Here is a 19,034-nt window from a genome sequence, read left to right on the forward strand (position 1 = left end):
CCCACGGATACGCTGGAGACCATGCCGATCGGAGCCGTCACCCGCGGCACGACGGGCACGAACCGCCTCCGCCGGGTCGACCGCCGGCTGGCCGAGCTGCCGGTCCTGCGCACCACCCCGGAGCCCGTCGTCGTCGACCTCGGCTTCGGCGCGAGCGCGGTCACCACGCTCGAGCTGCACCGCCGCCTCGTCCGCTCGGCGCCCGGCGTCGACGTGGTCGGCTTCGAGATCGAGCCGGCCCGCGTCGAGACCGCGCGACGACAGCTGGAGCGGGTCCGCCAAGGGGGTACCGCCTTCCCGGCCGATGCGCGGGTGCGCTTCGAGCGCGGCGGCTTCGAGGTCCCTCTGCCCGGGCGGCAGCGGGCGAGCGTGATCCGCGCCTTCAACGTCCTCCGGCAGTACGACGAGTCCGCGGTGGCGGAGGCATGGCGGACGATGACCGACCGGCTGACCCCCGACGGTGTGCTGGTGGAGGGGACCTGCGACGAGATCGGCCGGATCTGCACCTGGATCGAGATCGGCCGCGAGGGGCCGCGCTCGCTCACGCTGTCGCTCCGGCTCGGCGCCGTGCCCTCGCCGATGATCGCGGCAGAGCGGCTGCCGAAGGCGCTGATCCACCGCAACGTCGCGGGCGAGCCGGTGCACGCCTTCCTGCTCGCGCTCGAGCGGGCCTGGCTGCACGCCGCCCCGCTCGCCGTCTACGGGCCGACGCAGCGCTGGATCGCCGCCGTCGAGTCGCTCCGCGGCGAGTGGCCGATCCTCGGCGGCCGGCGGCGGTGGCGGCTCGGCGAGGTGACCGTCGCGTGGGAGGCGGTGGCTCCGCTCGACCCGGCCCCGTCCCTCCTGTGAGCATTCTCATATTTAAGGTCGTTACCCTCATGCCCCATGGACGACCCTCCCCCTGAACCTTCGCCCGCCGCACCGACCTCGACCCTGATCGGCGGTGCCGCGGGTGCCTGAATGGCTCGGCATCGTCATCGGCCTCCTCCTCACCGTCGGCACCGGTCTCTTCGTCGCCTCCGAGTTCGCGCTGGTCAACCTCGACCGCAATGAGCTCGAGGAGCGTCGCGGCCGCGGCGAGAAGCGCCTCGACCCGACGATCTCCGCCCTGCGGATCACCTCCACCCATCTCTCCGGCGCGCAGCTGGGCATCACGCTCACCACGCTGCTCACCGGCTACACCTTCGAGCCCGCGATCAGCTCGCTGCTCGGCGATCCGCTGCGCTCGCTCGGGATCCCGGCCGAGATCGTGCCGGGCATCGGCACGGTCGTCGGCGTCCTGCTGGCGACGGTCTTCTCGATGGTGATCGGCGAGCTGGTCCCCAAGAACTTCGCGCTGGCGCTGCCGCTGAGGACCGCGCAGGTCGTCGTGCCGTTCCAGATCCTCTTCACCACGGTCTTCAAGCCCGTGATCCTGCTCTTCAACAACACGGCCAACGCCCTGATCCGCGCGATGGGCATCGAGCCCAAGGAGGAGCTCTCGGGCGCCCGCAGCGCCGACGAGCTCGGCTCGCTGGTGCGCCGCTCGGTGCTCGAGGGCACGCTCGACCGCGACCACGCGGACCTGCTGCACCGCACGCTCCGCTTCTCGAGCCGCAGCGTCGCCGACGTGATGACGCCGCGGGTCCGGATGGCCTCCGTCCCGCTCGCGAGCACCGCGGAGGACGTGGTCCGGCTCGCGAACCGCACCGGGTTCTCGCGCTTCCCCGTCATCGGCCGCGACTCCGACGACGTCCGCGGTGTCCTGCACGTCAAGCACGCCTTCGCACTGGCACCGGAGGACCGGGCGCAGGCGACTGCGGAGTCGCTGATGATCGCGCCGATGCGCGTCCCCGAGACCGCGCGCGCCGACGCCCTGCTCGCTCCCCTGCGCGGCAGCGGCCTCGCGATCGCGGTCGTCGTCGACGAGTACGGCGGGACCGCGGGCGTCGTGACGCTCGAGGACCTCGTCGAGGAGATCGTCGGCGAGCTGGAGGACGAGCACGATCGCAGCCGCGCCGGCGTCGTCCGCTCCGGCCGCTCGGCGACCTTCGGCGGCGAGCTGCGTCCCGACGAGGTCGCGGAGCGCCTCGGCGCCGTGGTGCCCGAGGGCGAGGACTACGACACGGTCGCGGGCTTCCTCGCCTCGACGCTGGGACGCGTGCCCGAGCTCGGCGACGAGGTCGCCGTGGCCGGCGGCGTGCTGCGGGTCGACCGCGTCGCCGCCCACCGCGTCGACCGCGTCCGCTTCACCCCGGCCGCCGGCGAAGGCGGTCCCGACGGAGGCGATGCCGTCGGCGTCGCCGCCCTCCGAGCCGAGGGGGCCGTCCATGAGTGAGTACCTGCCCGGGATCGCCTGGCTCGTGGTCCTGCTGATCGTCAACGCCTTCTTCGTCGGCGCCGAGTTCGCCGTCATCTCCGCGCGCCGCTCGCAGATCGAGCCACGGGCCGATGCGGGCAGCCGTGCCGCGAAGACCACGCTCTGGGCGATGGAGCACGCCACCCTGATGCTCGCGACGAGCCAGCTGGGCATCACCGTCTGCTCGCTGGTCATCCTCAACGTCTCCGAGCCGGCGATCCACCACCTGCTCGAGATCCCGCTCGGCTTCACGGCGCTGTCCGCGGAGGCGATCGGCGTGATCGCGTTCGTCGCCGCGCTGCTGCTCGTCACCTTCCTGCACGTCGTGTTCGGCGAGATGGTCCCGAAGAACCTGGCGTTCTCGGTGCCGACCAGGGCCGCGCTGCTCCTCGCTCCGCCGCTCGTGCTCGTCTCGCGCCTGGTGAAGCCGGTGATCTGGTCGCTGAACGCGGTCGCAAACGGCATCCTCCGCCTGGTGCGGGTGGAGCCGAAGGACGAGGCGACCAGCGCCTTCACGCTCGACGAGGTCGCCGCGATCGTCCGCCAGTCGACCCGCGAGGGCGTGCTGGTCGACCCGTCCGGCACCGTCACGGCGGCGTTCGAGTTCACGACCAAGCGGGTCGCGGACGTCGCGGTCCCGCTCGAGCGGATGGTGCTGCTGCCCGCCGAGGCCACGCCCGCGGACGTGCGCCGCGCGGTCGCCGAGCACGGCTACTCGCGCTACCTGCTCGCGGACGGCGACGGACTGCCCGGCGGCTACCTGCACCTCAAGGACGTCTCCGACCTCGACGCGACCGAGGTGCCGGTGCCGCGCAAGCGGATCCGCCGGCTCGCCGCGGTCTCGGCCGGCGACGAGCTGGAGGACGCGCTCGCCGCGCTCCGGCGCACCGGCGCGCACCTCGCCCGGGTGGTCGACGCCGAGGGCCGCACCACCGGTGTCCTCTTCCTCGAGGACATCATCGAGGAGCTCGTGGGCGAGGTGCAGGACGCCACCAACGCGTGAGCGCCGGAGGAGCCCGGCCGGTCAGGCGAGCTCGGGCAGCGCGGCTCGCGCCTCGGCCGAGCTCGCACCGGTCGCCGTCAGCAGGTCGACGACGAGCGGGCGGAGGATGACCAGCAGCGTCTTCTCCGCCAGCCGCGCCTCGGGGATCAGCGCCTGCGGGTCGAGGGTCGTCGCGAGCAGCACGAGGTCCTGACGCGCGAGCGCGAGCACAGCGGGCTCGGTGACGGCCCGGCCGAGCAGGGCGATCCCCGGGCCGAAGTCCGCGACCACGTCGGCGAGCGCCGGCCGCGGCACGGCGTCGCCGACCAGGAAGTCGGTGCGCCGCGCGACGATGCGGAGGTTGCGCGTCGCGAGGTCGAGCGCGGCGAGCATCGTGCGCTGCCGCTCCAGCTCGGCGCGATGCCGCCGGACGAACGGCGAGATCCGCGCGACGCCGATCGCCGAGTCGAGGGCGGCCGTCCAGCCGTCGATCACCGGCTGCGTGCCGCGGACGCGCTCCAGCGCCGCCGCGGAGGCCGCCTGGTCGCCCCGGCGGAGCGCGTCGGCGAGCGCGTCGATCGTCTCCGCCAGTGCCGACACCAGCCGCCGCGCCTCGGCGCGCGCCGCCCGGAGCGGGTTGCGCGGCACGATCGCGGTGCACAGCAGCGCGGCGAGTCCGCCGACCAGCCCGTCGAGGCTCCGGGTGAACACTCCCCCGTCGGGCGCGGGCAGGATCATCACCAGCATCGCCTGCGTGCCGGCCGCGACGGCGAAGCCGGGGGACGGCGAGAGCGCCCGCCCCACGGTGAAGACGATCCCGAGCACGACGGCCAGCTGCCAGACGCCGGTGCCCCAGAGCAGCAGCAGCACCTCGCTCGCGGTGATCCCGATCAGCATGCCGATCGCGGTCTCGGCGACCTGCTTCGGCCGGGTGTCGCGCGCGATGCCCAGGCTCGAGATGGTCGCCGTCAGCGACAGCACCGGGGCGGGGTGCCCGAAGACGAAGCGCGAGACGGAGTAGGCGAGGATCGCCGCGAGGACGATCTGCAGCACCGCGGGCAGCGAGGCCACGGCGCGCGCAACGCCCCGGCCGGGCCGGACGTCGTCGAGGCGGACGAGCGCCCGGATCCGCGCGGCCGCCCGGTCCCGCCGAGCGGGTCCTGCGGCCACCACGGCGTGGCCTACCTGGTCGCTGCCCCGAGGCGGGGCAGGCGGGGCACTCCCGCCTCGGCGCCGGCGCCCGGCGGCACGACGACCTCCTGGGCGGCGGAGACGCGGATCTCGCCGGCCAGCACGGTGAGCTCGAGGTCGACGGGGACCGAGCGCTTGACGACGGCGAGGGCGATGGGGCCCTCCTCGTAGTGCCAGGCGCTCGCGGTGACGGTGCCGACCTCGACCGGCTCGCCGCCCTTGAGTGCGGTGACGACGTCGCCGTGGCCGGGCAGCGCCGAGTCGGAGCCGTCGAGCTGCAGCAGCACGAGGCGGCGGGGCGGGTGGCCGAGGTTGTGCACCTTGGCGACCGTCTCCTGCCCGCGGTAGCAGCCCTTCGCCAGGTGCACCGAGGAGCGGAGCAGGTCGAGCTCGTGCGGGATCGAGCGGTCGTCGACCTCGGTCGCGTGCCGCGGGCGCCAGGCGGCGATGCGGAGCGCCTCGAGGGCGTCGGAGCCGGCGAGCGCCACGCCCGCCGCGCGGGCCCGGGCTTCGAGCCCGTCGAGCGCCGCGCGCGGCACGAGGGTCTCGCGGGCGGTCCAGCCGGCCGCGGGATGCGCGGGAGCGGTGGCGTACTGCCAGCCGCCGGGCTGGACCTGCGCCCACGGATCGAGCCAGCTGATGCCGGACTGCCCCGCGAGCTCGAGGGCCAGCGCGGTCGCCGGGCCGTCGCCGAGCGTCGCGAGCGTCGCGAACTCGGCGGTGCGGTCGGCGATCTCGACGCGGAGCATGAAGCGCATCCGGTCGAGCCAGGCCGCGAGCCCCGGCGTCTCGTCGCGGTCGAGGAGGAGCCAGGCGGTCTCGCCGTCGTCGACGATGCGGATGAGGTGCTCGATCCGCCCGGACGGGTCCAGCAGCAGGGTCTCGGCCGAGTCGCCGGGGGCGAGACGGGCGAGCGCCTGGCTGGTCAGCGAGTCGAGCCAGGTGAGGCGGTCCGGGCCGGTGACGGTGACGACGCCGCGGCCCGAGAGGTCGACGATCGCGGTGCCCGCGGCCAGCGCCCGCTGCTCGCGGAACGGCTCGCCGTAGTGAGCGGCGATGCCGGGCTCGGCCGCACTGGTCCCGACGACGGCGCCCGAGACCGACAGGAGCGGGGAGATCGGCAGGCGCTCCGAGGACGCGGTCTCATTCGACACGGGCGAGCCTTCCGGAGGAGTGGGTGCGCAGCCCCTGGCCGAGCGCGGCGATGTCCCAGGCCCAGAGCAGGTGGTCGTCGACGAGGCCGTAGAGGCGGGTGGCGGCCGCGTAGTCCTTCGCGGCGGCGGTGCGCATGACGGCGTCGGTCGCGAGGTCGATCCGCGGGCCCTTGACCTGGCCGAGGTACAGCTCGCTGACGCCGTCGGGGTGCACCAGCGACACCTCGATGTCGAAGCCGCCCGCGCCGTTGCGCAGCGTCTCGACCGACTCGGCGTCGGGGAACGCGGGCGCACCGCGGCCCGGCAGCATGGCGGGACCGGCGTCGGCGTCGGTGAGCGGGCGGCTGAGCCGCCAGTAGCCCATCTCGCTCACGAGCGGCCGGTGGCCCACCTCGCTGTCGTCCTCGAGCAGCCAGGTGTACGAGCTGTAGTTGAGGTAGGGCAGGCCGTCGTAGCTGAAGCTCACGCGGTGGCCGAACTCGGCCTGCACGGAGTCGTCGCCGACGGCGTAGTCGATGACACCCGACCCCTCCCAGACGCCGAGCAGCCAGGAGAGCGGGACGAGTTCGGGCGGGAGGCCCGAGGGGAGGGAGATCAAACCTGCTCCGGCGGCGGCTAGCGCTGGCCGCGGTAGAGCTTGTAGACGACCACGCCGGAGACCCACGCGATCGCGAGCGAGGCGAGCCCGAGCAGTCCGAGATAGAAGAGTTCGAGGGCGAGAAGCATGACCCCATCCTATCCGGCGGCACCGACGCGACGGGGTGGAGGAGGCCCGATCAGAGCGAGGTGAGGGCGGCGATGCCGCTGGCGACCGCGACGACGACCATCGCGCCGACGACGCTCGTCATCGTGCGCACCAGGTAGCCGTCCGCCTTCGCCACGGCGAGCTGGACGGCGAAGGTCGCGAGGACGCAGCCGCCGAAGGTCAGCGCCAGCCAGAGCTGCTGCGAGCCGGCCGGGGCGATCACCAGGGTGACGACGGAGCCGAGGAGGGCGAGCACCCAGACCGCTGCCACTCCCGCGCGATCCCTGCCCATCCCTCAATTGTGCCCCAGGGAATCGGCCTCTCCGACCCGCCGCTAGTATTGCCGGAGACCAATCCTGGAGGATCCGTGGCGCAGTTGTTGATACTGACCTCAGCCGGTGGCTCGGAGGTCCTCCCCGCACTGGGCCTGCTCAGCCACAAGACCCGGCAGATCCCGGCGGAGCCGGCGCACCTCGTGAACGCCCCGAGCTGCGACCTCATCTTCGTCGACGCCCGGCAGGACCTGGCCAGCGCGAAGTCGCTCTGCAAGATCCTGACCACCACCGGGATCAACGTCCCGCTCATCCTCATCCTCACCGAGGGCGGTCTCACCGCGGTCTCCGCGGACTGGGGCGTGAACGACGTCATCCTCGACTCGGCCGGCCCCGCCGAGGTCGACGCCCGCATCCGGCTGGTCATCGGCCGGCTCGCTCAGGAGCAGTCGACCTCGCGGATCCAGGCGTCCGGCGTCGTGATCGACGAGGCCAGCTACTCCGCGAAGGTGCACGGGCGCCCGCTCGACCTCACCTTCAAGGAGTTCGAGCTGCTGCGGTTCTTCGCGACGCACCCGTCGCGCGTCTTCACCCGCGAGCAGCTGCTCAGCGAGGTCTGGGGCTACGACTACTTCGGCGGCACCCGCACGGTCGACGTGCACGTGCGGCGACTGCGCGCCAAGCTCGGCGATCTGGAATCGCTCATCGGGACGGTCCGCAACGTCGGATACCGCTTCAACGTGTACGAAGAGGACAATGAACGAGTCGCTCAATCTCTCGGTTGAGAACCTGGCCGATCCCGCCGTCGCCGCGGGGCTCGAGCACCTGATCGGCCGGGCCGCCTGGTTCGACGGCCGGCCGCCGTTCAGCGATCAGACCCTGATCGACGCGCGGGCCGGGTCGCGCACGCTCCTCGTCGGCCTGCGCGCCGACGTCGTGGTGGCGGCCGCCGTGCTCGGCCAGGGCGAGCTCGAGTTCGTCGTGGACCCGGAGTGGCGCGGCGTCGGGTTCGGCCGCGCCGTCCTCGATCAGGTGCTCGCCAGCGGACGCACCGGACTGCTCGCCTGGGCGCACGGCGATCACCCGGCAGCCAGGGCCCTCGCCGCCTCGCACGACTTCGCGCCGGTGCGGACGCTGCTGCACCTCGCGCTCGATCCGCTCGTCGCCCCCGAGGTGAGCGTCCCCGAGGGCTTCGCGCTCTCCGACGGCCGCGACCTCGACCCGGCGGAGTGGGTCGCCCTCAACGCCCGGGTCTTCGCCGCGCACCCGGAGCAGGGCCGGATCACCGAGGACGACCTGGCCGCACGCCGGGCCGAGTCCTGGTACGACGACGGGGACTTCCTCCTGCTCCGCGACGCCGACGGCGCGCTCGTCGGCTACGACTGGCTGAAGATCGAGCCGGAGTCGACGACGGGCGAGATCTACGTCCTCGGCGTGGCCCCCGAGACCGCCGGTCGCGGGCTCGGGCGGACGCTCCTCGGGGCGGGACTCGCCCGGATGCTCGAGCGCGGCTGCACCGTCGCGGACCTCTACGTCGAGGCCGAGAACCGCTCCGCCGTGGCGCTGTACCGCTCGCTCGGCTTCACCGACGCCGCCGTCGACGTGCAGTACCTGCACCGCCGCCCCGCGGTGCGCTGAGCGGCGCACCGGCTCCGAGTCTCCTCCCCAGGCCGGGTTCACCCGGCATTCACCACGGGCGGCGCGGGCGCGTCCGGCGCGGTGCCAGGATGGTCGCATGGACGGCGACAACCTGATTCTCGAAGACGGCCTGAGCGACGAGCTGGACGACGACTTCGACGAGGAGGAGGAGGGTCACTCCGACCCCCTGCTCCCGGACGACCGCTACCTCGACCGCGAGCTGAGCTGGCTGGCGTTCAACCAGCGCGTGCTCGAGCTGGCCGAGGACCCGCTGGTGCCCGCGCTCGAGCGGGCCAACTTCCTCGCGATCTTCTCCTCCAACCTCGACGAGTTCTTCATGGTCCGCGTCGCCGGGCTGAAGCGCCGCATCCTCACCGGCCTCGCACTGCCGACCAACATCGGCCGGGTGCCGGTCGACGTGCTGACCGACATCTCCGAGAAGGCGCACCTGCTGCAGCAGCGGCACTCGCGCGCCTTCAAGGAGCTCGTCGAGCCGGCCCTCCGCGACGCCGGGATCGACATCGTCCGCTGGAGCGAGCTCAGCGACGCCGAGCGCGAGGTGCTCGACGACTACTTCTCGGCGCAGGTCTTCCCCGTGCTGATGCCGCTGGCCGTCGACCCGGCGCACCCGTTCCCCTACATCTCGGGGCTCTCGCTCAACCTCTCGGTGCGCGTGCGCAACCCGAAGACCCAGAAGACCGAGTTCGCCCGCCTCAAGGTGCCTCAGATGCTGCCGCGCTTCGTCCGGATCGCCGGCGTCGCCGCTCCCGGTGAGCCGATGCGCTTCATCTCGCTCGAGGACCTGATCGCGAACCAGCTCGACGACCTCTTCCCGGGCATGGAGATCCTCGACCACCACGTCTTCCGGGTCACCCGCAACGAGGACGTCGAGGTCGACGAGGACGAGACCGAGAACCTGATCAAGGCGCTCGAGAAGGAGCTCCTCCGCCGCCGGTTCGGCCCGCCCATCCGCCTCGAGGTGACCGACGACATGGACGACGAGACCCTCGGGCTCCTCGTCCGCGAGCTCGACATCACCACGCAGGAGGTCTACAAGCTCCCAGCGCCGCTCGACCTGGGTGGCCTGTTCAGCCTGCAGAAGATCGACCGGCCGGACCTCAAGTACCCCAACCACGTCCCGACGACGGCCGTGCAGCTCTCGCCGAGCGAGCCGAACCAGCGCCAGGACATCTTCAAGGCGGTCTCGCGCGGCGACGTGCTGCTGCACCACCCCTACGAGTCCTTCGCGACGAGCGTCCAGGCGTTCCTCGAGCAGGCCGCGGCCGACCCCGACGTGCTGGCGATCAAGCAGACGCTGTACCGCACCTCGGGCGACTCCCCCATCGTCGAGGCGCTGATCGACGCCGCGGAGTCCGGCAAGCAGGTGCTCGCCCTCGTCGAGATCAAGGCGCGCTTCGACGAGAAGGCCAACATCTCCTGGGCGCGCAAGCTCGAGAAGGCCGGCGTCCACGTGGTCTACGGCCTCGTCGGGCTGAAGACCCACTGCAAGCTCGCGCTGGTCATCCGCCAGGAGAAGGGCGGGGTGCTGCGGCACTACTCCCACATCGGCACCGGCAACTACAACCCGAAGACCTCGCGGATCTACGAGGACCTCGGCCTGCTGACCGCCGACCCCGAGGTCGGCAAGGACCTCACCCGCCTCTTCAACGAGCTCTCCGGCTACGCGATCGAGAAGAAGTTCAAGCGCCTGCTGGTCGCGCCGCGCCACCTGCGCAAGGGACTGCTGAAGCGGATCGCGGCCGAGACCGAGAACGCCCGCGCCGGCCGCCCCTCCGGCATCCGGATCAAGATGAACTCGATCGTCGACGAGTCGGTGATCGACGCGCTCTACCGGGCGAGCCAGGCCGGCGTGCCCGTGGACGTCTGGGTCCGCGGCATCTGCGGGCTGAAGCCCGGGCAGGAGGGACTCTCGGAGAACATCCGCGTCCGCTCCATCCTCGGGCGCTACCTCGAGCACTCCCGCATCTTCAGCTTCGTCAACGGCGGCGAGCCCGAGGTCTTCATCGGCAGCGCCGACATGATGCACCGCAACCTCGACCGCCGCGTCGAGGCGCTGGTGCGGATCGTCGAGCCGGCGCACCTCAGCGAGATCGCCGACATGTTCGACCGCGCGATGGACGAGAAGACGGCCTCCTGGTGGCTCGGCCCGGACGGGATCTGGACGCGGCACCACCTCGACGAGGACGGCGCACCCCTCTCCGATCTGCAGAACCGGCTGATGGCGCACATCACGCATCGCAAGCGCACGGCGACGCGGACCGGCTCGCGAGCCTCCACCCGCTGACGCCGTGACGGGGACCGTCTACGCAGCCGGCGCGGTGTGCTGGCGGATCATCGAGGGGCGTCTGCACGTCCTGGTGATCCACCGGCCGCACCGCAAGGACGTCAGCCTGCCCAAGGGCAAGGTCGATCCGGGCGAATCGCTGCCGGAGACCGCGGTGCGGGAGATCCGCGAGGAGACCGGGTTCGCGGTCGCGCTCGGAGTGCCGCTCGGCACCGTGCAGTACGCGCTGCCGAACGGGCGACCGAAGACCGTGCACTACTGGGCGGCACGGGTGACCGAGAAGGCGGTGCTCGCCTCGGACTTCGTGCCGAACCGCGAGGTCGAGGCCCTCGAGTGGGTCACGATCAAGCGCGCCCGCAGCTACCTGACCTACCCGCACGACATCGAGATCGTCGACGAGTTCGCGCGGATCGTCTCGCGCGGCACCCACGACACCTTCGCGGTCGTGGTGCTCCGGCACGCCAAGGCGGTCCCGGCGTCCTCCTGGGACGGGCGCGACTCGACCCGGCGCCTCAACCGCCGCGGCGAGGATGAGGCGGCCGCGGCCGGCCGCGCCGTCGCAGCGTGGCGGCCCCGCCGGCTGGTCTCGAGCACGGCGAAGCGCTGCCGCACCACGATCACTCCGCTCTCCGCGCTGCTCAAGCGGCCGGTCCGCCTCTCGGAGGACCTCAGCCAGGACGCGCACGAGCACGGCACCGCCGACGTCCGCTCCGTCGTCGGCAAGCGGGTCCGCGCGCGCAAGAGCGCCGTGCTCTGCAGCCACGGTCCGGTGATCCCCGAGATCCTGCGCGAGCTGGCACTGGCCACCGCGACCCCGATCGGCCCGTACCTCGAGGAGGCCTCCGACCTGCCGACCGGCGGCTTCGCGGTCGTGCACCTCTCGGTCGAGCACCCGGGCTCCGGCATCGTCGCGATCGAGACGCACGCACCGCTCGAGTGAGCCCGCGCGCGGGACGCAGACCTGCCGCGCGAATACTGCTCCTCCGCGCTCGGCGGCGCCTGAGGGCGGCCCGTCGTTCACCGCGCGTTCACCGAGCGGACGGGGCCAGGACACGACCCCTCCGTACTCTCGCTGGCGGGCCGCACCAAGCCCGTCCATCCCCCCTGCTTTCCTACCCGAAAGGGATACTTGTGCGTTTCTCGCGTCTCGGCCAGGCGGCCGTCATCGCCGCCGTCGCAGCCATCACGCTGACCTCCTGTGCTGCCAACGAGGGGCCCGCCGCCACCGGCGACTCGTCCTCCTCCGGCTCCGCCAGCACCCTCGAGGGCACCCTCAACGGTATCGGCGCCTCCTCGCAGGGCTCCGCCCAGGAGGCCTGGGTCTCCGCCTTCCAGCAGGCGAACACCGGCGTCACCGTGAACTACTCCCCCGACGGCTCCGGCGCGGGCCGTGAGGCCTTCATCGCCGGCGGCGCCGACTTCGCCGGCTCGGACCGCGCGCTGAAGCTCGAGGAGCTCGACGGCTCCTTCGGCAAGTGCGTCGACGGCACCTCCGCCATCGACGTCCCGGCCTACATCTCGCCGATCGCGATCGTCTTCAACGTGGAGGGTGTCGACGAGCTCAACCTCGACGCCGCCACCATCGCGGGCATCTTCAAGGGCACCATCACCACCTGGAACGCCCCCGAGATCGCAGCGCTGAACCCCGACGCGACGCTCCCGTCCTCGAACATCACCGCCGTGCACCGCTCGGACGACTCGGGCACCACCGAGAACTTCGCCGCGTACCTCAACGCGACCGCGCCCACCGTGTGGGACGCCGAGCCCGACGGAGTCTGGCCCTACCAGGGCGGCGAGGCGGCCCAGGGCACCTCGGGCGTCATCGACACCGTCACCAACGGCCAGAACACCATCGGCTACGCCGACGCCTCGCGCGCCGGCAGCCTGGGCACCGCCAAGGTGAAGGTCGGCGACGACTTCGTCGCCTACTCGCCCGAGGCCGCTGCCGCGATCGTCGACGCGTCCCCCGAGGCGACCGACCGTCCCGAGAACGACATCGTCTACGAGATCGACTACGCCTCCGAGGAGGCCGGCGTCTACCCGGTCGTCCTGGTGAGCTACCTCATCGCCTGCCAGGAGTACCAGGACGCCGCGACGGGCGAGCTCGTCAAGGCGTACCTCGGCTACGTGACCAGCGAGGAGGGCCAGCAGGAGGCCGCCACCTCCGCCGGCGCCGCGCCGCTCTCGTCCGAGCTGTCGACCCAGGTCGCGACGGCCATCGAGTCGATCAAGTAACCTCCCCCTCATGACGCGGCCCCGGACCCCAGCCGGTCTGGGGCCGCGTCACGGCTCGGCCCCCTCCCCCACACCGAACGCAGGGACACCCACATGACCACCGCAGAGCGGCCCGTCGGCGCCATCAAGGCGAAGCAGCGGCCCGCAGACCGGATCTTCTCCGGAACGGCAGTCGCCTCCGGCGCGCTGATCCTCGTCATCCTCGCCGCCGTCGCCCTCTTCCTGGTCGTCCAGTCGATCCCGGCTCTCACGGCGTCCCCCGACACGATCTCCGGCGGAGCGGGCTTCTGGTCCTACGTCGGCCCGCTCGTGTTCGGCACCGTCTACGCCGCCGGGCTCGCGATGGTAATCGCCGTCCCCATCGCGATCGGGATCGCGCTCTTCATCTCGCACTACGCCCCGCGCAAGCTCGCGCAGGGCCTCGGCTACGTGATCGACCTGCTGGCCGCCGTGCCGTCGGTCGTCTTCGGCCTCTGGGGCATCACGGTGCTCGCCCCCTTCGTCCAGCCGTTCTACGCGTTCCTCACGGACGCCTTCGGCTGGTTCCCGCTCTTCAACGGCCCGGTCTCCGGCACCGGCCGCACGATCCTCACCGTCGCCCTCGTGCTCGCGGTCATGATCCTGCCGATCGTCACGGCGATCTCGCGCGAGGTGTTCCTCCAGACGCCGACGCTGCACGAGGAGGCCGCGCTCGCCCTGGGCGCGACCCGCTGGGAGATGGTCCGCACGGCGGTCCTGCCCTTCGGCCGCCCCGGCATCATCTCCGCGTCGATGCTCGGCCTCGGCCGCGCGCTCGGCGAGACGATGGCGGTCGCCATCGTGCTCTCGCCGTCCTTCGTCGTGAACTTCGCGCTGCTGCAGTCGACGAACTCGAACACCGTCGCCGCGAACATCGCGCTGAGCTTCCCCGAGGCCTACGGCCTGAAGGTCAACGAGCTCGTCGCCTCCGGCCTGATGCTCTTCGTCATCACGCTGCTCGTCAACATGCTCGCGCGCTACATCATCAACCGCCGCAAGGCCTTCTCGGGAGCGAACTGATGGTCACGATGACTCCGCCCCGCCAGCGCCGCGTCGAGGACGCGGTCCCTGCGCCGGTCAACACGCTCACCAGCGGCCAGCTGCCCAAGTGGGCGCCTGTCGCCCTCCTGGTCGGCAGCATCGCCGTGATGGCGCTCGTCTACGCCCTCCTCGCCGTCACCGGCACCACCCAGGGCTTCGACGTGGTCGGCACCGTCTTCTTCGGCGCCGTGCTCTACACGGTCGCCGTCTTCGTCCTCGCCCGCCTGGTCGAGGGCCCCCGCCGCGCGACGGACCGGGTCGTCACCACCCTGGTCACCGCCGCGTTCGTCGTCGCGCTGATCCCGCTGATCTCGCTGATGTACACCGCGATCACCGCGGGCGCCGCGCGCTTCGACCTCCTCTTCTTCACCTCCTCGATGCGCAACGTCGTCGGCGAGGGCGGCGGAGCGCTGCACGCGATCGTGGGCACGCTGATCATCACGGCGCTGGCCGCGGTCATCTCGATCCCGATCGGCCTGATGACGGCCATCTACCTCGTCGAATACGGCCGGGGCGCGCTCGCCCGCGGCATCACCTTCTTCGTCGACGTGATGACCGGCATCCCCTCGATCGTCGCCGGCCTCTTCGCCTACGCCCTGCTGGTGCTCCTCTTCGGCGACGGCATCCGGATGGGCTTCGGCGGCGCGATCGCGCTGTCGGTGCTGATGATCCCGGTCGTCGTGCGCTCCACCGAGGAGATGCTGCGCCTGGTCCCGAACGAGCTGCGCGAGGCGTCCTTCGCCCTCGGCGTGCCGAAGTGGCTGACCGTCGTGAAGATCGTCCTGCCGACCTCGATCGCCGGCATCGTCACGGGCGTCATGCTCTCGATCGCCCGAGTCATCGGCGAGACCGCCCCGCTGCTCATCGTCGCCGGGTTCACCCAGTCGATGAACTACAACCCGTTCGACGACCGGATGATGACCCTCCCGGTCTACGTGTTCCGCCAGTACGCCGACCAGGGGGCCGACGCGGCCGCCTACATCGATCGGGCCTGGACCGGCGCGCTGGTCCTCATCCTGATCGTCATGCTGCTCAACCTGCTCGCTCGCCTGGTCGCGCGCATCTTCGCCCCCAAGCTCGGCCGCTAACCCTAAGGATCTCCGTTGTCCAAGCGCATCGAAGTCAACGACCTCAACGTCTACTACAGCAAGTTCCTCGCGGTCGAGGGAGTCGGTCTCACCATCGAGCCCCGCACCGTCACGGCGTTCATCGGCCCCTCCGGCTGCGGCAAGTCGACCTTCCTCCGCACGCTCAACCGCATGCACGAGGTCATCCCGGGCGCCTACGTCGACGGCGAGGTGCTGATCGACGGCAACAACCTCTACGGCCCGGGCGTCGACCCGGTGCTCGTGCGCCGCCAGGTGGGCATGGTCTTCCAGCGCCCCAACCCGTTCCCGACGATGTCCATCCGCGACAACGTGCTGGCCGGCGTCAAGCTCAACAACCGCCGTATCTCGAAGTCCGACGCGGACGACCTCGTCGAGAAGTCGCTGCAGGGCGCGAACCTCTGGAACGAGGTCAAGGACCGGCTCGAGAAGCCCGGCTCCGGCCTCTCCGGCGGTCAGCAGCAGCGGCTCTGCATCGCCCGCGCCATCGCCGTCTCCCCCGACGTGCTGCTGATGGACGAGCCGTGCTCGGCCCTCGACCCGATCTCGACCCTCGCGATCGAGGACCTGATCGAGGAGCTCAAGAACGAGTACACGATCGTGATCGTGACCCACAACATGCAGCAGGCCTCGCGCGTCTCGGACCGCACCGCGTTCTTCAACATCGCGGGCACCGGCAAGCCCGGCAAGCTCATCGAGTACGACGACACCGCCACGATCTTCTCGCGGCCGTCCGTCCAGGCGACCGAGGACTACGTCTCGGGCCGCTTCGGCTGAATCTCCGACCGCACGCACGAGAGCCGCACTCCCCCGGGGGTGCGGCTCTTCTGCTGTCCGGAGCCCGTGAGAGCCGTCTGCAGTCCGCGTTCCCGGGTGGGGAGCGCAGAAGAGCCGCACCCCTCGGGGAGTGCGGCTCTTCTGTACCGGGTGCTGTGGCGGTGTCAGGCGGTCGCGATGGCCAGGATCGGGTCGGTGGTCGGCGCCTCGGAGCCGCCCGCGTCCTCGACGGTCACCGCGACGACGGCGCCCTCGGCGAGCGTGCCCTCGAGCGGTGCGACCGTGCGGCCGTCACCCCCGTCGAACGTCCCGGCCGAGACCGGGCCGGACGAGCCGATGTACCAGAGCTCGTAGGTCTTGTCGTCGGGCAGGGGCGCGAGGTCGTCGACGACGAGGGCCGAGCGGCCGAGCGAGGCCGACCAGACCAGGGTCGCGGTCTCGCCGGTCGCGACGGCTCCGGCCGTCTCCTGCACGTCGGGAGCGCTGCGGATCTGCTCGAGCGCGGTCAGCTGCTGGCTCTGCCCGGCATCGGGCGTGAGCAGCGGCGGGAGCGCCACTCCCCCGACCACGATGACGGCCGCGGCGGCGGCGGCGGAGAGGTAGACGGCGGGGCGGGTGAACCAGCGTCCGCGGGCGCGGGCCTCGGCGCCGTGACGGCCGGAGGTCGCGGTGGCGGACGGCGCAACGGCCGACGGCCCGCTCGCGGCGGCCGCGGAGGGCTCGACGGCGTGCAGGGTCGGGACTGCTTCGCGCCGGTCGGCGAGGTCCTCGGCCGGAGCATCGGAGGTGTCGTCGCGGGGCAGCTGGGGCGTGGTCGCGATCAGCGCCATCAGATCGGCCTTGAGGGCCGGCGACGGTGCGACCGCCGGAGCGTCGGCGGCCAGCGCGTCGGCCACGGTCGAGAACGCGTCGGCCTCGCCGCGCGCCTCCGGATTCTCGTCCAGGAATCTCTCGTACCGGGCGGTCTCGTCCGGGGTGAGGATGCCGAGTGCGTGTCCTGCTGCGAGTTCGCGCGGATCTTCGGGGAGTTGCACGTCGTTCACAGGGCCACCCCCATCTCTTCTCTCAGTCGTATCATCCCGTCGCGCAGGCGCGTTTTTATGGTACCGACGGGGCAGTTCAGGATCCCGGCGATCTCGCTGTGCGAGTAGCCGCCGTAGTACGCGAGCTGCAGCGCTTGCCGCTGGAGCTCGGTCAGCCGCTCCAGGGCGGCGGTGACCTTCTCGTGCTCGAGGGACACCTCCGCCTGCTCGGCGACCTGGTCGTAGTCGCGACCGAGGTCGCGGATTCCTATGCGGACGTCCCGATCACGGCCCGCTTGGGCCGCGCGAACCCGATCGATGGCCCTGCGGTGTGCCATCGTGAGGATCCAGGTCGTCGCACTTCCCTTATTCGGAGCGAAGCGTCCAGCGGTTTGCCAGATCTCGAGGAAGACCTCCTGGGCCACCTCCTCCGACTGGGCGCGGTCGACCAGGACCCGCGTGATCAGTCCGAGGACGCGCGAGGCGACGAGGTCGTAGAGCTGCGAGAACGCGGCCTGCTCGCCCGCGGCGATCCGCTCGAGGAGAGCGCCGAGGTCGGGGGCGGTGCCCTCGGCGGTGGTGTCGTCGCTCATGCGCCCTGCCCTGCTCGTGCCCGGGACTTCAGATTCCGGGTCATCCAGAAGGCTGTCACGGCGAGTCCCGCTATCACGACCGACACTTCGAGGGGGAGGACGACGAAGCGGACGTCGAGAGCGAAGCCGCCCAGGTCGACCAGCGCCGCGGCGCCCATCCGCGGGGCGAGCCACAGTCCGATCACGGCGACGAGGGCCGCGGTCAGACCGGCGGAGCTGCGCGGACGGACGAGCACCCAGAGCGCGGCGGCCGTGTCGAGCACGGCGAGCGTGCGCATCAGCGCGCCCTGCGAGAAGACGACGCCGTTGCCGAGGAGGGCGCCGATCTCGTCGTCCACGCCCGGGGCGGAGAGGAAGAGGAGGACGGCGATCACCAGGAGGGCGATCCCGGCCCACCATCGCGCGCCGATCCGGAGTGCCCTGCGGTTCTTCATTCCGGATGTCGCCTGTCTGTCGGGGACTCTGCCGGGAGGGGAGGACTCGCGCCTCGGACCGCCCGCCACTGGGCCCTCGCTCGCCGCCGGGATCCGCTGGGGATGCTGTCGAGAGGAGAAGGGGCCGGATCGCAGAAACGCCTCTCGGCGCGAGGCCGCTCGAAGCGGCTATAAGTGGAGCCCGGGGTTACTGCGATCCGGCTCCGACCAGTGTACCGGCTGTCCCCCGCAGGCCCGCGAGGGGCGTTCGCGGAGCGAGAACGCGGGGTGCCGCACGGCGCCGCGATCGGGTAGCGGAGTCCGCTCCTACTCGAGCGAGTCGCTGCGCCAGAGGCGTGCGCAGCTCACCAGCTCGGCCGCGGTGGTCGAGAGCCGGAGGGCGCGGGTGGTCAGCTGGCTCGCCCGCGGTCCGTCGATCAGCTCGACGTCGTCGGCCACCGAGGCGGCACCGGAGGCGCTCACCCGGCAGAAGGCCGCGGCGCGGTCGAGGGCGACGGCGAAGTCGCCGTCGAACACTCCGCGGAGGATGCGGTCGGCCAGCTCGGTGATCTCGGTCGGTCCGGTCGGCGTGACCGCGCCGGCGACGACCGGGTCGATGGTCGCCGAGAGCTCGACCCCGCGCTGGTAGAGGAAGCTCGTGCTCTCCGGGTCCTGCCGGATGACGAGCCGCAGCAGGTAGATGCGCCAGAGGGCGCCGGGGAGGCTGGACGGGCTGGAGCGGGCCCACAGCTCGGCGAGCGCGTCGATGCCGTTGTGGTCGGTGTACTCGACCAGGCGGTCGATGACCACCGGATCCGGGTCCTCGCGCACCCGGCTGAGCAGTGCGATCGCCGTCTCGTGGGCGACCCGGCTGATCTGCGCCGGGTCCTCCCCGCCCTGGAACGCCTCGAAGACGCGGGAGGGGAACTTGGTCGGCTTGTGGAAGCCGTCTGTCATGGGGCCGCCTTCCGCGGTCGGGCGGGATGCGCGGACGCGTCCTGCTTCGTGGGGGTTCGAGGAGGGTAACGCCTGCGCCTGGGCAGGTATGCCCGACACCGGTCCGGGCGCGCGGGGGCGCTACCCTGGATGCCGCGGGCCTCTAGCTCAGTTGGCAGAGCAGCGGACTTTTAATCCGCGGGTCGTCGGTTCGAGCCCGACGGGGCCCACCACATCGCTGCCAGCGCAACGATCCGCTCGGGTTGAT

19 protein-coding genes and 1 tRNA gene are annotated in these 19,034 nt (G+C 71.8%); 12 read left to right on the forward strand and 8 right to left on the reverse strand.

The window, feature by feature from the left end:
• Positions 1–21: 21 nt before the first annotated feature.
• The 3 genes from EDF43_RS06075 (at position 22) to EDF43_RS06085 (ending at position 3,341) form a co-directional block, all read left to right on the forward strand.
• The gene (locus tag EDF43_RS06075; protein ID WP_132435960.1) at positions 22–849 is read left to right on the forward strand and encodes a class I SAM-dependent methyltransferase; all 828 of its coding nucleotides are present in this window, start codon (positions 22–24) and stop codon (positions 847–849) included.
• 103 nt (positions 850–952) lie between these two features.
• Positions 953–2,317, forward strand: coding sequence for a hemolysin family protein (locus tag EDF43_RS06080; RefSeq protein WP_132435961.1), 1,365 nt, complete (start codon positions 953–955; stop codon positions 2,315–2,317).
• Positions 2,310–3,341, forward strand: coding sequence for a hemolysin family protein (locus tag EDF43_RS06085; protein WP_132435962.1), 1,032 nt, complete (start codon positions 2,310–2,312; stop codon positions 3,339–3,341). Before EDF43_RS06080 ends, EDF43_RS06085 begins: the two co-directional genes overlap by 8 nt.
• Before the next feature lie 21 nt (positions 3,342–3,362).
• On the opposite strand, the gene EDF43_RS06090 is transcribed toward EDF43_RS06085, so the two are convergent.
• The 4 genes from EDF43_RS06090 to EDF43_RS06105 all read right to left on the reverse strand — a co-directional run bounded on the left by EDF43_RS06090 (position 3,363) and on the right by EDF43_RS06105 (position 6,702).
• Positions 3,363–4,493 carry an FUSC family protein gene (locus tag EDF43_RS06090; protein ID WP_132435963.1) on the reverse strand — a complete coding sequence of 377 codons (1,131 nt, stop codon included), beginning with the start codon at positions 4,491–4,493 and terminating at the stop codon, positions 3,363–3,365.
• A gap of 8 nt (positions 4,494–4,501) precedes the next feature.
• Complete coding sequence (locus tag EDF43_RS06095) at positions 4,502–5,569, reverse strand: folate-binding protein (RefSeq protein ID WP_243582871.1); 1,068 nt, start codon at positions 5,567–5,569, stop codon at positions 4,502–4,504.
• An 85-nt stretch (positions 5,570–5,654) separates the two neighbouring features.
• Entirely contained in the window at positions 5,655–6,263 is a 609-nt protein-coding gene (locus EDF43_RS06100) for an FABP family protein (protein WP_123702239.1), read from the reverse strand.
• Between the two features lie 178 nt (positions 6,264–6,441).
• Entirely contained in the window at positions 6,442–6,702 is a 261-nt protein-coding gene (locus EDF43_RS06105) for a hypothetical protein (protein WP_132435964.1), read from the reverse strand.
• A gap of 75 nt (positions 6,703–6,777) precedes the next feature.
• On the opposite strand from EDF43_RS06105, the gene EDF43_RS06110 reads away from it, so the two are divergent.
• The 8 genes from EDF43_RS06110 to pstB all read left to right on the forward strand — a co-directional run bounded on the left by EDF43_RS06110 (position 6,778) and on the right by pstB (position 15,802).
• Positions 6,778–7,467, forward strand: coding sequence for a response regulator transcription factor (locus tag EDF43_RS06110; RefSeq protein ID WP_123445147.1), 690 nt, complete (start codon positions 6,778–6,780; stop codon positions 7,465–7,467).
• The gene (mshD, locus tag EDF43_RS06115) at positions 7,439–8,320 is read left to right on the forward strand and encodes a mycothiol synthase (RefSeq protein WP_132435965.1); all 882 of its coding nucleotides are present in this window, start codon (positions 7,439–7,441) and stop codon (positions 8,318–8,320) included. Before EDF43_RS06110 ends, mshD begins: the two co-directional genes overlap by 29 nt.
• 97 nt (positions 8,321–8,417) lie before the next feature.
• Positions 8,418–10,625: an RNA degradosome polyphosphate kinase gene (locus EDF43_RS06120; RefSeq protein ID WP_123702233.1), complete on the forward strand. Its 2,208-nt coding sequence runs from the start codon at positions 8,418–8,420 to the stop codon at positions 10,623–10,625.
• Between the two features lie 4 nt (positions 10,626–10,629).
• A complete protein-coding gene (locus EDF43_RS06125; RefSeq protein ID WP_132435966.1) occupies positions 10,630–11,565 on the forward strand; it encodes an NUDIX domain-containing protein in 936 nt (311 codons plus the stop codon).
• A gap of 191 nt (positions 11,566–11,756) precedes the next feature.
• Entirely contained in the window at positions 11,757–12,860 is a 1,104-nt protein-coding gene (locus EDF43_RS06130) for a phosphate ABC transporter substrate-binding protein PstS (RefSeq protein WP_132435967.1), read from the forward strand.
• Between the two features lie 93 nt (positions 12,861–12,953).
• Positions 12,954–13,898 carry a phosphate ABC transporter permease subunit PstC gene (gene pstC, locus EDF43_RS06135; protein ID WP_123445142.1) on the forward strand — a complete coding sequence of 315 codons (945 nt, stop codon included), beginning with the start codon at positions 12,954–12,956 and terminating at the stop codon, positions 13,896–13,898.
• A gap of 8 nt (positions 13,899–13,906) precedes the next feature.
• Entirely contained in the window at positions 13,907–15,007 is a 1,101-nt protein-coding gene (pstA, locus tag EDF43_RS06140) for a phosphate ABC transporter permease PstA (protein WP_132435968.1), read from the forward strand.
• Positions 15,008–15,022: 15 nt separating this feature from the next.
• On the forward strand, positions 15,023–15,802 hold the full coding sequence (pstB, locus tag EDF43_RS06145) for a phosphate ABC transporter ATP-binding protein PstB (RefSeq protein ID WP_132435969.1): 780 nt from the start codon (positions 15,023–15,025) through the stop codon (positions 15,800–15,802).
• A 164-nt stretch (positions 15,803–15,966) separates the two neighbouring features.
• Here the strand turns inward: pstB and EDF43_RS06150 are convergent, their stop codons facing one another.
• From EDF43_RS06150 to EDF43_RS06165, 4 genes are all read right to left on the reverse strand, one after another.
• A complete protein-coding gene (locus EDF43_RS06150; RefSeq protein WP_123735093.1) occupies positions 15,967–16,845 on the reverse strand; it encodes an anti-sigma factor in 879 nt (292 codons plus the stop codon).
• Positions 16,842–17,417: an ECF RNA polymerase sigma factor SigK gene (gene sigK / locus EDF43_RS06155; protein ID WP_123445139.1), complete on the reverse strand. Its 576-nt coding sequence runs from the start codon at positions 17,415–17,417 to the stop codon at positions 16,842–16,844. Before sigK ends, EDF43_RS06150 begins: the two co-directional genes overlap by 4 nt.
• Positions 17,414–17,851 (reverse strand): hypothetical protein, encoded by a 438-nt coding sequence (locus EDF43_RS06160; RefSeq protein WP_123735092.1) that lies wholly within the window; start codon positions 17,849–17,851, stop codon positions 17,414–17,416. Before EDF43_RS06160 ends, sigK begins: the two co-directional genes overlap by 4 nt.
• A 306-nt stretch (positions 17,852–18,157) precedes the next feature.
• Positions 18,158–18,787 (reverse strand): DNA-directed RNA polymerase subunit beta, encoded by a 630-nt coding sequence (locus EDF43_RS06165; protein ID WP_132435971.1) that lies wholly within the window; start codon positions 18,785–18,787, stop codon positions 18,158–18,160.
• A 136-nt stretch (positions 18,788–18,923) separates the two neighbouring features.
• Between EDF43_RS06165 and EDF43_RS06170 the strand changes: the two genes are divergently transcribed.
• A tRNA-Lys gene (locus tag EDF43_RS06170) sits at positions 18,924–18,999 on the forward strand.
• Positions 19,000–19,034 lie beyond the last annotated feature (35 nt).

The organism is Rathayibacter sp. PhB179 (assembly GCF_004345345.1).
Lineage (GTDB): Bacteria > Actinomycetota > Actinomycetes > Actinomycetales > Microbacteriaceae > Rathayibacter > Rathayibacter festucae.

Bases quoted from the DNA above. Each gene is read 5' to 3' on its own strand.
- EDF43_RS06160 (WP_123735092.1), bottom strand. From the start codon at position 17,851: ATGAAGAACCGCAGGGCACTCCGGATCGGCGCGCGATGGTGGGCCGGG.
- EDF43_RS06105 (WP_132435964.1), bottom strand. From the start codon at position 6,702: ATGGGCAGGGATCGCGCGGGAGTGGCAGCGGTCTGGGTGCTCGCCCTC.
- mshD (WP_132435965.1), top strand. From the start codon at position 7,439: ATGAACGAGTCGCTCAATCTCTCGGTTGAGAACCTGGCCGATCCCGCC.
- pstA (WP_132435968.1), top strand. From the start codon at position 13,907: ATGACTCCGCCCCGCCAGCGCCGCGTCGAGGACGCGGTCCCTGCGCCG.
- EDF43_RS06165 (WP_132435971.1), bottom strand. From the start codon at position 18,787: ATGACAGACGGCTTCCACAAGCCGACCAAGTTCCCCTCCCGCGTCTTC.
- EDF43_RS06085 (WP_132435962.1), top strand. From the start codon at position 2,310: ATGAGTGAGTACCTGCCCGGGATCGCCTGGCTCGTGGTCCTGCTGATC.
- sigK (WP_123445139.1), bottom strand. From the start codon at position 17,417: ATGAGCGACGACACCACCGCCGAGGGCACCGCCCCCGACCTCGGCGCT.
- EDF43_RS06075 (WP_132435960.1), top strand. From the start codon at position 22: ATGCCGATCGGAGCCGTCACCCGCGGCACGACGGGCACGAACCGCCTC.
- pstC (WP_123445142.1), top strand. From the start codon at position 12,954: ATGACCACCGCAGAGCGGCCCGTCGGCGCCATCAAGGCGAAGCAGCGG.
- EDF43_RS06120 (WP_123702233.1), top strand. From the start codon at position 8,418: ATGGACGGCGACAACCTGATTCTCGAAGACGGCCTGAGCGACGAGCTG.